The organism is Nesterenkonia sp. DZ6 (genome assembly GCF_022565835.1).
Lineage (GTDB): Bacteria > Actinomycetota > Actinomycetes > Actinomycetales > Micrococcaceae > Nesterenkonia.
Genome location: NZ_JAJOYW010000004.1, coordinates 307,195 through 319,711, shown reverse-complemented (window position 1 = coordinate 319,711; position 12,517 = coordinate 307,195). Strand labels below are relative to the sequence as shown.

Annotated in this window: 10 protein-coding genes; 2 read left to right on the top strand and 8 right to left on the bottom strand. The window is 68.3% G+C overall.

Going from position 1 to position 12,517, the window contains the following annotated elements:
- Window positions 1-53 precede the first annotated feature (53 nt).
- Window positions 54-779: a hypothetical protein gene (locus tag LTH93_RS11760; protein WP_241471048.1), complete on the top strand. Its 726-nt coding sequence runs from the start codon at window positions 54-56 to the stop codon at window positions 777-779.
- Between the two features lie 33 nt (window positions 780-812).
- On the opposite strand, the gene LTH93_RS11755 is transcribed toward LTH93_RS11760, so the two are convergent.
- The 8 genes from LTH93_RS11755 to LTH93_RS11720 all read right to left on the bottom strand — a co-directional run bounded on the left by LTH93_RS11755 (window position 813) and on the right by LTH93_RS11720 (window position 10,061).
- The gene (locus tag LTH93_RS11755; RefSeq protein WP_241471086.1) at window positions 813-3,104 is read right to left on the bottom strand and encodes a RelA/SpoT family protein; all 2,292 of its coding nucleotides are present in this window, start codon (window positions 3,102-3,104) and stop codon (window positions 813-815) included.
- A gap of 158 nt (window positions 3,105-3,262) precedes the next feature.
- Window positions 3,263-4,390: a protein translocase subunit SecF gene (gene secF / locus LTH93_RS11750; RefSeq protein ID WP_241471047.1), complete on the bottom strand. Its 1,128-nt coding sequence runs from the start codon at window positions 4,388-4,390 to the stop codon at window positions 3,263-3,265.
- Window positions 4,390-6,384 carry a protein translocase subunit SecD gene (secD, locus tag LTH93_RS11745; protein WP_241471046.1) on the bottom strand — a complete coding sequence of 665 codons (1,995 nt, stop codon included), beginning with the start codon at window positions 6,382-6,384 and terminating at the stop codon, window positions 4,390-4,392. Before secD ends, secF begins: the two co-directional genes overlap by 1 nt.
- Before the next feature lie 10 nt (window positions 6,385-6,394).
- The gene (gene yajC, locus LTH93_RS11740; protein WP_241464827.1) at window positions 6,395-6,736 is read right to left on the bottom strand and encodes a preprotein translocase subunit YajC; all 342 of its coding nucleotides are present in this window, start codon (window positions 6,734-6,736) and stop codon (window positions 6,395-6,397) included.
- Between the two features lie 77 nt (window positions 6,737-6,813).
- Window positions 6,814-7,806, bottom strand: coding sequence for a Holliday junction branch migration DNA helicase RuvB (gene ruvB / locus LTH93_RS11735; protein WP_241471085.1), 993 nt, complete (start codon window positions 7,804-7,806; stop codon window positions 6,814-6,816).
- Between the two features lie 38 nt (window positions 7,807-7,844).
- The gene (ruvA, locus tag LTH93_RS11730) at window positions 7,845-8,453 is read right to left on the bottom strand and encodes a Holliday junction branch migration protein RuvA (protein ID WP_241471045.1); all 609 of its coding nucleotides are present in this window, start codon (window positions 8,451-8,453) and stop codon (window positions 7,845-7,847) included.
- A gap of 81 nt (window positions 8,454-8,534) precedes the next feature.
- Complete coding sequence (ruvC, locus tag LTH93_RS11725) at window positions 8,535-9,254, bottom strand: crossover junction endodeoxyribonuclease RuvC (protein ID WP_241471044.1); 720 nt, start codon at window positions 9,252-9,254, stop codon at window positions 8,535-8,537.
- Between the two features lie 48 nt (window positions 9,255-9,302).
- Entirely contained in the window at window positions 9,303-10,061 is a 759-nt protein-coding gene (locus LTH93_RS11720; RefSeq protein WP_241464830.1) for a YebC/PmpR family DNA-binding transcriptional regulator, read from the bottom strand.
- Window positions 10,062-10,164: 103 nt separating this feature from the next.
- Between LTH93_RS11720 and LTH93_RS11715 the strand changes: the two genes are divergently transcribed.
- Complete coding sequence (locus tag LTH93_RS11715; protein ID WP_241471043.1) at window positions 10,165-12,348, top strand: M3 family metallopeptidase; 2,184 nt, start codon at window positions 10,165-10,167, stop codon at window positions 12,346-12,348.
- Window positions 12,349-12,517 lie beyond the last annotated feature (169 nt).

The following is a 12,517-nucleotide window of genomic DNA, read 5'->3' as shown; positions in this document are numbered from 1 at the left end:
ACAACTGGGTATAGACCGGTGCGCCCGGCCGTGCCTTCGGGGAGGCTGTGAGCATGCGCACCGACACAGTCCAGAGTCTTCCCCAGGGCCTCTACCGCCCCGGATCAGGGTTCTCCGCCGCCGAACTCCACGCCATGGTCCTTGAAGGCGCCGTGCGTCCGCTGCTGGGCGACCTCTACGCCTGCACCGCACTGCCGGACGCTCCGAGGCTGAGAGCCCTGGCCTGCCGGGCGCTGCTCAGCGGTTCACTGCGCGCCCACGCGGTGCTCTGCGGGGAATCCGCCGCATGGGTGCATCTGGGCGCCGGGACGGCACCCTCACGGATCACCGTGATCACCGCCGGGGTGTATCGGCGCCGCACGGCTGGTCCGATCCCCTGGCAGGTCCACCAGGTGCCGCTCTCGCCCGATGACCAGCTCGAGCTGCAGGGGGTGCCGGTCACCACGCCGCTGCGCACCGCCGCCGACATCTTTCTGGGCGTCGGCACCGTGCAGAGCCGCCGAGCCCTGGATGCGCCGCGCGCAGCGTCCAGACCTGCCGCGGCTTCCAACCCAGGCCCAGCTCCCACCACCGGCGCAGGCAGCAATGACGGGTGCGCGCAGCGGTGGGCGGCGATCCGGCGGCTCTGCGTCGCGAACCCGAAGCAGATTCAGCCGGCCGCTCTTCTCCAGCAGATCCAGGCTCAGCTCGGTGGGCACCACGACGGAAGAGATGATGGCTCACGCAGACGCCGGGACCGGATCGAAGGGCTGCTCGCCGCCCGGGTGTTCAGCGGGTGAACGACTCTCGACGAATGCCCGCCAGCCCCAGGGTCAGTGTTCCCGGCGCTTGCCCACGGTGCGGTAGACGTCATAGACGCCGTCGATGCGGCGCACGGAGTTCAACACGTGGTTCAGGTAGCGGGGGTCCCCCATCTCGAAGGAGAAACGGGAGATCGCCACCCTGTCCCGCGAGGTCTGCACGCTGGCGGAGAGGATGTTGACCTGGGACTCGGCCAGGATCCGGGTCACGTCCGAGAGCAGCGACTTGCGGTCCAGCGCCTCGACCTGGATCTCGACGAGGAACACCGAGGACTTCGTCGGCGCCCACTCGACCTCCACCAGACGTCCGGGCTGCTCGCGCAGCTGCTGGACGTTGCGGCAGTCTCCGCGGTGCACCGAGACCCCCTGGCCTCGAGTGACGAATCCTTCGATCTCATCCGGCGGCACCGGGGTGCAGCAGCGGGCCAGCTTGACCAGCACGTTCCCGGCGCCCTTGACGATGACTCCCGCGTCGGAGTACTGGTTGGTCGGAGTGCCGGGGGAGGTGATCGGGGTGGTGTCGTGCTCCTCGGACTCCTCCTCCTCGGGTTCGAAGAGCGCCGTGAGGTGTTCGATGACGTTCTGGGTGGAGACGTGCTCCTCCCCCACCCCGGCGTAGAGCCCGGCGACCTCGGTGTAGTGCAGCTGCCTGGCGACGGTGTCGAGGACCTCGGGGTTCATCACCTTCTGCAGCGGCAGCTGGGACTTCCGGATGGCCTTGGTCAGGCTCTCCTTGCCCCGCTCGATCGACTCCTCGCGGCGCTCCTTGGAGAACCAGTGTCGGATCTTGTTCCGCGCCCGTGGGCTCTTGACGAACATCAGCCAGTCATTGCTGGGACCCGCAGTCTCGGACTTGGAGGTGAAGATCTCCACCCAGTCTCCGTGCTGCAGCTCGGAGTTCAGCGGCACCAGCTTGCCGTTGACCCTCGCCCCGATGGTCTTGTGTCCGACGTCGGTATGGATCGCGTAGGCGAAGTCCACCGGGGTGGAGCCCGCCGGCAGGGCCATGACTTCACCCTTGGGGGTGTAGACGAAGACTTCCTTGGCGTTGATCTCGAAGCGCAGCGAATCGAGGAACTCGTCGGGATCCTTCGTCTCGGACTGCCAGTCCACCAGCGATCTCAGCCAGCCGATGTCCTCGGTGGCTTGGGACTGCTGGGTCGCGGTCCCGGCGAGGGATCCACCAGCGGGCTGGTTGACCGCCGAATGCGGCGCCGTGGCGGAGAAGTCCTGCTTGTACTTCCAGTGTGCGGCCACGCCGTACTCGGCGCGGCGATGCATCTCGTGGGTGCGGATCTGGATCTCCACCGGCTTGCCCGACGGGCCGAGCACAGTGGTATGCAGCGACTGGTACATGTTGTACTTCGGCATCGCGATGTAGTCCTTGAACCGCCCCGGAAGCGGGTTCCAGCGGGCGTGCAGCGCGCCGAGGACCGCGTAGCAGTCCCGGATGGTGTCCACGAGCACCCGCACACCCATCAGGTCATGGATGTCGTCGAACTCTTTGCCGCGCACGATCATCTTCTGATAGATCGAGTAGTAGTGCTTGGGACGGCCCGTGATGGTCGCGGAGATGGACGCCTCGTTGAGGTCGTCGGCGATCGTCTCGCGGACCTCGGAGAGGAACTTCTCACGCTGCGGGGTGCGATCCCCGACCAGCCGGACGATCTCCTCATAGACCTTGGGGTACAGGGCGGCGAAGGAGAGGTCTTCGAGCTCCCATTTGATGGTGTTCATCCCGAGCCGGTGGGCCAGCGGGGAGAAGATCTCCAGGGTCTCCTTCGCCTTGCGGGCGCTGGACTCCGCGGCCACGTAGCGCCAGGTCCGCGCGTTGTGCAGCCGGTCGGCGAGCTTGATCATCAGCACCCGGATGTCCTTGGCCATGGCCAGGACCATCTTGCGCACCGTCTCGGCCTGCGCGGCGTCGCCGAACTTGAGCTTGTCCAGCTTGGTGACGCCGTCGACGAGCAGCGCGATCTCTTCGCCGAACTCCTTGGTCAGCTGATCCAGCGAGTATTCGGTGTCTTCGACCGTGTCATGCAGCAGCGCCGCGGCCAGGGTGGAGCCGGTGAGGCCGAGCTCGGCGAGGATGGTGGCCACGGCCACCGGGTGGGTGATGTAGGGGTCACCGCTCTTGCGCTTCTGATCCCGGTGGTGGTGATTGGCCACCTCGAAGGCGCGCTGCACCAGCGGGAAGTCCTGCTGCGAATCGTTGGCCCGCATGGCGCGCAGGAGCGGCTCGAGCAGCGGCGAGGAAGAGGCCTCGTCACTGACCACTCCGACGGCGCGCGCTCGTCGGACCACGGGCGGTGAGGCCGCGCTCGCTGCGGCGAGCCGCGTGGTGCCCTCTGCTGCCGGGCGTTCCTCGTTCACCAGTGCGGACCTGCTTTCCCTAGGGCTGAGCCGGGATGCTGAAGACGGCGTGTCGGCAATTGTAGCCCCATTCTGGGCACTGTTGAGACTCAGTGCTCGTGCGGGGCCTGTATGAGGACCTGGTAGCCGTCTTCCTCCTCCAGCTCATCCTCCGGCTCGGGCTCTGGGAGAGGCGGGAACTTCACCGGACGGCCGTCCTCGTCCAGCGCGGTGCCGGAGTAGGTGACCGCGTGCACGCCGCGGAGCGCGCGGAGCCTCAGCACCTCTTCGGTGTGGGCCTTGATGTCGCCGTCGTTGCGGCGCATCCGGGCGTAGAGCGGGGCCTGGATGAAGATCGTGGCCAGGGTGCCCACGATGATGCCGACGAAGAGTGAAAGCGAGATGTCGCGCAGCGTGCCGGCCCCGAGCAGCATCGAGCCGATGAACAGGATCGAGCCGACCGGCAGGATGCCCACCACGGAGGTGTTCAGCGAACGGACCAGAGTCTGGTTCACCGCCAGGTTGACCCGTTCGGTGAACGTCTGGTCCTTCTGGTCCTTCAGCGGCTCCAGGTTCTCGCGGATCTTGTCGAAGACCACCATGGTGTCGTAGAGCGCATAGGAGAGGATCGTGAGGAATCCGATGATCGCACTGGGCGTCACCTCGAATCCGGTGAGCGAGTAGATGCCCACCGTGGTGATCACCACGAAGCCCAGCCCGAGCATCGCGGCCAGGGACATGGTCCAGGTCCGGAAGTAGAACGCCATGTAGAGCGCGACGAGCACCACGAAGATCACCAGGCCCAGCAGCATCTGTTGGGAGATCTGCTCGCCCCAGACCGGGCCGATGAAGGTGGAGCTGACCTGTTCGGCGGAGACGCCGTAGCCCTGCTGGAGCGCCTCGGCGACCTCCAGGGTCCCGGTGTCGCTGAGCTCGGCGGTCTGCACCCGCACGGTGTTCGGCGCGACGTTGGTGACCACGGCCTCCTGGCCGGAGATGTCTGCCACCGCGTCCTCACCGACGGCGATCTCGGTGTTGTCGGTCTGCGAGACCGTGAACTCCGAACCGCCGGTGAACTCGATCCCGAGGTTGAACCCGCCGCGGAAGAACGGCACGGCGATCGAGGCGAGCACCAGGATCCCGGCGACCAGGAACCAGAGGTTTGATCGCTGGATGAACGGGTAGGACCGTTCACCGGTGTAGAGCTGGTTGCCGGTCTTGGCGAATCCTGCAGCCATCAGCGGTCCTCCTCGGTCTCACTAGATGTCACAGTCTCACGCGGGGTCAGGCGCTCATCCGGCGTGTCTGAGTCGTTCGGTGTCGTCTCGGAGCTGCGCTGTCGGGCTGCGGCGGCGCGTGCGCGGCGCCGCTCGGCGATGGTCATCTGACCCCATTCGTGATCTGAGATCTCTGGCAGCTCCCGGATCCGGGCCTCCCGCACGTCGTCGGGGCTCTCTGCCGATCTGGGCAGCGGACTGCTCCGGAGCCCTCCACCGCCGGGGTCTGCGGTGGAGTCGCGCGGGGTCATCGGTCCCGCCGGTCCTGCCGGTCCTGCCGATACCACGCTGCTGCGGGCGAAGCGGCCTCGGCCGCGGTAGAGCACGTCCACCCCGAGCTCCTTCTCCGAGAGCCCGGAGAACCGCTTGCCCGCGGCGAAGAACTTCCGTCGGGCGAGCAGCTGCATCAGCGGGTGGGTGAAGAGGAACACCAGGATGATGTCGATGATCGCGGTCAGCCCGAGGGTGAAGGCGAAGCCGCGCACGTTGCCCACGGCCACCAGGTAGAGCACCACGGAGGCGATGATGTTCACGGCCTTGGACGCGAGGATGGTGCGTCGGGCACGGGCCCAGCCGGCTTCGACGGCGCCGGGCAGAGATCTCCCCTCGCGCAGCTCGTCCTTGACGCGTTCGAAGTACACGATGAAGGAGTCCGCGGTCAGACCGATCGAGACGATCAGGCCTGCGATGCCGGCGAGGGAGAGCCGGTATCCGTCGGTCCAGCCCAGCAGGGCGATGGCCCACCAGGTCATCACGCCGGCGACCACCAGCGAGGCGATGGTGACCAGGCCCAGTGCGCGGTACTGGAACAACGCGTAGCCGGCGACCAGGACCAGGCCGATGATGCCGGCCATCAGGCCGAGCCGCAGCTGCTCCTCGCCGAGCGTGGCGGAGATCTGCTGTTCAGACTCGATCTCGAAGCTGATCGGCAGCGAGCCGTAGCGCAGCTGTTCGGAGAGCCCGCGCGCCTCTTCCTCGGTGAAGTCACCGGTGATCTGCGGGCGGCCGTCGACGATCGCTGCCTGCGTGGTGGGGGCAGAGATGACCTGCCCGTCGAGCATGATGGCGAACTGGTTGCGCGGAGCCTCGAGATTGACCAGGCGGGTGGTGGTGTCGCGGAAGGACTCCGTGCCCTCGGAGTCGAAGTTGATGGTCACGGCCCAGCGCCCGGTGGACCCGCCACCGGGTGACTGCTCCATCCCGAAGCTGGAATCGGCGATGTTGGTCCCGGGGACCTCCACCGGCCCCAGCAGGTATTTCACGCCAGAATTGGGATCGCAGGCGCTGAGCGGCTCGTCGTCGGCTGCGGCGGCGCGCTCTTCGAGGCTGATCTCGGTGCTGCAGGTGAAGTTCGCGAAATCGGCCGCGACCTCGGGGGTGATCCAGTTCGGGTCCGAGCCGTTCTCCGGCTCCGCCGTGGGCTCCTCGAAGTCCTCGGGCTGAGCGGCCGGTGCGTCGTCACCCTCTTCCTCGGTGGCCGCGAGCTCCTCCTCGAGCGCCTCGGCCTCCTCCTCGGTGAGGTCCTCGTCGTCGAGCAGCGTCTGCTGCAGGAAGTCGAGATCCTGCTCCACCTGGATCACGGGACGGAACTCCATGTTCGCCGAGGCCTGGATCAGTTCTCGGGTCTCCTCGTCGGGCACGCCGGGCATGCCCACGACGACGTTCTCCGCGCCCTGCGTGGCGATCTCGGATTCGGTGACGCCGGAGCCGTCGACACGCTGACGGATGATCTCCACCGCTTGGTCCAGCTGCTCGCCGTCGATCTGCGCATCCCCCTCGACCTGTGGTGAGAGGACCATCTGGGTGCCACCTTCGAGGTCCAGAGCGAGCAGCGGCGCCCACTGGGCGCGGTCGTCCTGTACGGCGAAGGCAAGAAGCCCGCCCATGCCGAGCAGGAGCACGAGCAGAGCGATCAGGGCGCCGCGAGCTTTCGCGACGGGGGTGCGTGGAGCCATAGGAGGAGGATCAGTCCTCTGTGGTGGCGGCGGGTTCAACCACCTGCTGGATGGCGCCGATCAGGAAGTCCACGCGGTCACCGGAGCTGAACTCCAGGGTGAGTCGCTGGGCCTCCTCATCGCGGGACACCACGGTGCCGACCATTCCGCCGGCGGTGACCACCTGGGCACCGACCACGGCGCCGCCGCGGGCCTTGGTCTGCTCGTCGCGCATCTTCTTCCCACGACGGAAGGTGAGGAACATGAAGATCGCCAGGATGGCGATCATGATCAGCAGGAACGGGTCCAGCGCGGGACCGCCGCCGCCGCCTTCAGCGGCTGACAGCTGGGCGTAGTAGAGCGAAGCATTCACGGATCGGGCCAATCTCTCGTCGCGGGATGTTCTCGGCCAGCTGGCGGATCTTCAACCCGTGGGAGCTGGCCGGGCATTCAACCCGACAGACTATCAGGGTGACGCTCCGGCGGAGTCAGTCCCAGATGCCGCCAGGCCTGGTCAGTGGCGACGCGCCCGCGCGGCGTGCGGGCGAGCAGGCCCTCGCGCACCAGGTATGGCTCTGCCACCGTCTCCACGGTCTCGGTCTCCTCCCCCACGAGGACAGCGAGCGTGGAGAGTCCCACCGGCCCGCCGTTGAACTTCAGGCACAGCGCCTCGAGCACCGACCGGTCCAGCCGGTCCAGGCCGCGCTCGTCGACCTCGTACATCTCCAGCGCCTCGGCGGCGGTCGCCCGATCCACCTGGGGCACGCGGTGGACCAGCGCCCAGTCCCGCACCCGGCGGAGCAGCCGGTTGGCGATGCGCGGGGTCCCGCGGGAGCGCGCGGCGATCTCGGCGAATCCCTGACCGGCGACGTTCATGTCCAGCATCGCGGAGGAGCGGCGCAGCACCAGTTCGAGCTCGTCGGTGCTGTAGAACTCGAGCTGCCCGGTGAAGCCGAACCGGTCGCGCAGCGGCCCGGGAAGCAGGCCCGCGCGGGTGGTGGCCCCCACCAGGGTGAAGGGCGGCAGCTCCAGCGGGATCGACGTCGCGCCGGCGCCCTTGCCGACGATCACATCGACCCGGAAGTCTTCCATGGCCATGTAGAGCAGCTCCTCTGCCGGCCGGGACATGCGGTGGATCTCGTCGAGGAAGAGCACCTCACCCTCGGTCAGCGAGGACAGGATCGCGGCGAGGTCCCCGGCGTGCTGGATGGCCGGTCCGGAGCTGATCCGCAGCGGGGCGTTCATCTCCGCGGCGATGATCATCGCCAGGGTGGTCTTGCCCAGACCGGGAGGCCCGGAGAGCAGCACATGGTCTGAGGCGGTGCCGCGGATCCGGGAGGACTCCAGCACCAGGGAGAGCTGACGGCGCACCGTCTGCTGCCCGACGAAGTCGCTCAGCGCCTTCGGGCGCAGCGCCGCCTCCATGGCGCGCTCCTCGGTCATCGAGTTGCCGCCCACCAGTTCGCGGGGAGCCTCTGCGCTCACCGGGCACCTCCGAGGCTGCGCAGCGCCTGCCGGAGCACGGTGGAGACATCGGCCTCGACGAGCTCCGGCTGAGCGGCCAGCAGCTTCTCCACGCCGGTGCGGGCGTCCTTCTCGGTCCAGCCCAGCGAGACCAGCGCCTCGCGGACCTGTACGGCCACCTCAGGCTCAGCGGGTGCGGCGGCCGCCGGTGAGGCGGGCTCGTCGATCACCAGCTTGCCGGCGAGCTCGAGCAGGATCCGCTGCGCGGTCTTCTTCCCGATGCCGGGGACCCTGGTGAATGCGGCGGTGTCGGACTCGGCGATCGCCTGGTGGACCTCGTGCGGAGTGTGCACGGCCAGCACTGCAAGCGCCATCCTGGGTCCGATCCCGGAGATCGAGACCAGAGTGGTGAAGATGATCCGCTCGGAGAGCTCGGAGAAGCCGAAGAGCAGCGGCGCATCGTCCTGACGCGGCACGAAGCTGGTGTGCAGACGGGCCTCGGTTCCGCGGTGCAGCTCTCCCAGGGTCCTTGGGGTGGCCGAGACGTGCAGGCCGAAGCCGGAGACCTCGACCACTGCGTGGTCGGTGCCGACGTGGAGCACGTCGCCACGGATGGAAGAGATCATTTTTCACCTCACCGTCGCCGCTGGCGACTGGTCACGGACCAGGGGTGCCCCCGGCGCCATTAGAACATGTATTCGAACACTCTAGCGCGCCCGCTTGGCGGCTTCCATCCAGGCGCGCTGGGCGGGAGTCAGCGCGGCGCCGGACCTGGCTCCGCTCTTCGGCCCAGGAGACTTCGAACCGGCAGGCTTCGAACTTGCTGCCTGCTGGGCACGCTGCAGCGCGGTGGTGGCGCCCTGGTGGGTCTGCGTGGAGCCCGACATGTTGAACCGCGCTCCGATCCCGGAGCGCCAGCCGTGGCAGATGGCCACCGCGTAGGCGTCGGTGGCGTCCACCGGGGTGGGCAGGCCGGGGAGCTTCAGGATCCGCTGCACCATCCGGGCCACTGCCTGCTTATCGGCGTTGCCGTCGTCGGTGACGGCGGCCTTGACCTCCGAGGGGGTGTGCCAGGCCACGGGTATCCCCCGCGCGGCGGCGGCGGCGATGATCACGCCGGAGGCCTGGGCGGTGGCCACCACGGTGGGCGCATTGTTCTGCGCGAAGACCCGCTCGATGGCCAGGACGTCCGGGGCGTACCGGTCCAGCAGCGCCTCTGCGGAGCGCTGGATCGCCAGGATCCGCTCGGCGAGGTCCTGCGCGGCCTTGGTGCCGGTGACCTCCACGTGGAGGGACTCGCCGGTGCGGTTGAGGTTCATCTCCACCACGGCGAAGCCGCAGCGGGTCAGTCCAGGGTCCACCCCGAGGATCCGCTGCGCGGTCCGTGAGGTTCCGGCGGTGCCCGAGACGACGCCCGCCGGGCTCATCGCGGCCCCCGCATCATCGTCTGTTCAGGCATGGGGACTGCGCCTGCCTCAGTCCTCGGCCTCGAGGGCGGCCAGCGTCTCGGCGCTGAGGTCTGCGTTGGTATGCACGTTCTGCACGTCGTCGAGGTCCTCCAGCGCGTCGTGGAGCTTGAAGAACTTCTTGGCGGCGTCGACGTCGAGGTCCACGGTGACATCGGAGACGAACTCGACCTCGTCGTTGTCCCAGCTCATACCGGCCTCCTCGAGGCCCTTGAGCACCGCGTGCAGGTCCTGCGGCTCAGCCCGGATCTCGAAGCTGGCGTCGTGTTCGATGAGGTCCTCGACGCCGGCCTCGAGCACGGCGGCCAGGACATCGTCCTCGCTCAGCTCGGCCTTGGGCAGCTGCACCACGGCCTTGCGCTGGAACATGTAGGCCACGGAGCCGGGGTCCGCGACGGTGCCCCCGGAGCGGGTCACCGCGATGCGCACCTCCGAAGCCGCGCGGTTGCGATTGTCGGTGAGGCACTCCACGAGCAGGGCGGAGCCCTGCGGGCCGCGCACCTCGTAGGTGATCTCCTCGTACTCCACACTGTCCCCGGAGAGTCCCGCGCCACGCTTGATGGCCCGGTCGATGTTGTCGTTGGGCACGGAGTTCTTCTTCGCCTTGGAGACGGCGAGCTCAAGCCCGGGGTTGCCGGCGAGGTCGGGGCCGCCGTTGCGCGCCGCCACCTCGATCTGCTTGATATAGCGCCCGTTGAGCTTGGCGCGCTTGGCATCCACAGCAGCCTTGCGGTGCTTGGTGTTGGCCCATTTGGAATGGCCGGCCATGGTTCTCCTCGTGAATGACGTCCGAATGATCAGAGTTAACAGTTGCCCGAAGCAACCGTCGTATAGTCTTTCCACCAGCCTATCGGAGAGGACGTTGAGTCTCATGGAGCACACCGAGCGCCCGGCAGCTGTGGACGGCACGACGACGATCGAGCCGGCTGCGGAGAATCCGCTGCTCGCGGACGGCGCCTTGGACTATGGGCTGGTTGACCTCTCCCTGGTCCGGGACGAGCACTGGCTGCCTGCGCTGGAAGCCGGGATCACCGCCCAGCGCGACGCGGTGGAGGCCATCGCCGCCGACGTCTCCCCCGCTGAGGTGTCCACCGTGCTGCACCCGCTGGGCCGCTCCCATCGGCTGCTCTCCCGTGTGGAGCGGGCGTCCTCCTGCATGTTCTCGGTGCACGCCACGCATGAGCGACAGCAGGTCCAGCGGGAGATGGCCCGGCAGCTGGCCGGTCACCGGGATTGGCTCACGCTGCACCCCGGGCTCTTCCGCCGCCTCGCCGCCCTGGAGTCTGCTCTCGCGGAGGGGCGCACCAGGGCCACCGCGGAGCAGCGGAGGATGTTGCAGAAGACCCTTGACCAGGCCCGGGCCGCCGGTGCTGGGCTTGAGGAGGTCACTCAGGACCAGCTGCGCGCGCTCAACCTCGAGCTCACCGCCGCTGAGACCGCCTATGAACAGCTGCAACGGCATGAGGCTGCCGCCCACGCGGCCTTCTTCTCCGATCCAGCGGAGCTGGAAGGACTCGGCGACCAGGAGCTGGCCGCCGCGGAGGCAGCGGCGCGGGAGGCAGGCCACAGAAGCGGAGCGCTGCTGCCCCTGAACCTTCCTGTCCAGCAGGGACCTCTGGAACGGATGTCCCGGCGCTCCTCGCGCCGTCGGCTGCACCAGGCCTCCGTCGCCCGCGGCACCCTGACCGACGCCCAGGGCCGGACGACCAGTCAGATCGGTGGGCAGATCGCTGTGCTGCGGGCGCGCCGCGCGCGGATGCTCGGCTTCGAGCATCACCTGGACAGCGTCTTGCCTTCGCGGACGGCCGAGGACCGCGCCAGCATCGAGGCGATGCTGCGCACCATCGCCGACGGCGCCCTGGCTCGCTTCGACACCGAGATCCTGACGCTGCGTGAGACTGGGGTGCTTGAGGGCGGGCAGGCCCACTCGGGGGACCCTGACGGCGCCCAGTCAGACGGCACCGAAGAGCTCCAGCCCTGGGACATCAGCTTCGGCCTCGCTGCCGCGGCGAAGCAGCGGAACTCGAATGAGATGCACAGCACGAGCCGGCACGCAGCAGCGACTCAGGGGCAGGATGTGCCCCTGGAGGAGGCTCTGCGCCGGGTCTTCGAGGCGGCGTCCCGGCTCTACGGCATCACGGTGGTCGAACGCGATGACCTGCCCGCTTTCGCCCCCGGAGCGCGCTCCTTCGAGGTGTTCGAGCACTCCGCAGTGCAGCGCCGCGGTGCCGGCATCGGCCTGTTCCTGCTGGACCTCTATGCTCGGCCGAGCAAATCCGGCGGGGCATGGATGAACTCCTTCTCGGTGGCCTCGACCTTGACCGGTTCCGCGCCGGTGGTGATCAACGCGCTGAACATCACCGCCCCGGCCCCCGGGGAGAGGGCCGCACTGACACGAACGGCCATGCGCACGCTCTTCCATGAGTTCGGCCACGCCTTGCACGGCCTGCTCGCCGAGGCGGAGTTCGAGGAGCTCTCCGGCACTGCGGTGCCGCGCGACAACGTCGAGTTCCCGTCCCAGGTCAATGAGATCTTCCAGGAGCTCTTCAGCGGGGGCCTCACCGAGGCCGGGCAGGCGCCGGCAGCGGAGGATCTCTGGGGCAAGGGGTTCAGCACGTTCGAACACGTGGCCGCCGTCGTCCTGGACCTGGCCTGGCACACGCTTTCGGTGGAAGGGGCCGAGGCCGCCGCCGACGATCCTGAAGCCTTCTCCGCCGCCGCGCTGGCGGCCTGGGGGCTGGATCACCCGCTAGTGCCCCCGCGGTACGGGACCGGCTTCTTCAAACATATCTTCGCCGGATCCGGCTACGCCGCCGGGTACTACTCCTACCTGTGGGCCCAGGTGCTCGCCGCCGACGCCTCCCAGTGGTACCGCGAGCAGCTGGGCCCACACGACAGCTCCGAGCAGAGTCACCAGGCGCTGGCTGCGGCCGGATCCCATGTGCGCCGCGAGCTGCTGGCACGCGGGAACACTCGGGACCCGCTGGAGTCCTACCGGATCACCTTCGGCAGGAAGCCTGGGATGGAAGCCCTGATGCGCCAGCTGGGACTCTGAGGCTGGGACCCTGAAGCTGGGTCGGCGGTGTGGAGTACCGGGGTCGGACCTTCATGCGCAAGGAGGAGCGCACCGAGCCGAAATGGACGGCGGAGTGCCTCCTGGTGGCAAGCCGCGGGAGCATGTCCCGTGACGCTCGCGCTCACTGCCGGCCGGACCAGCCGCTGCG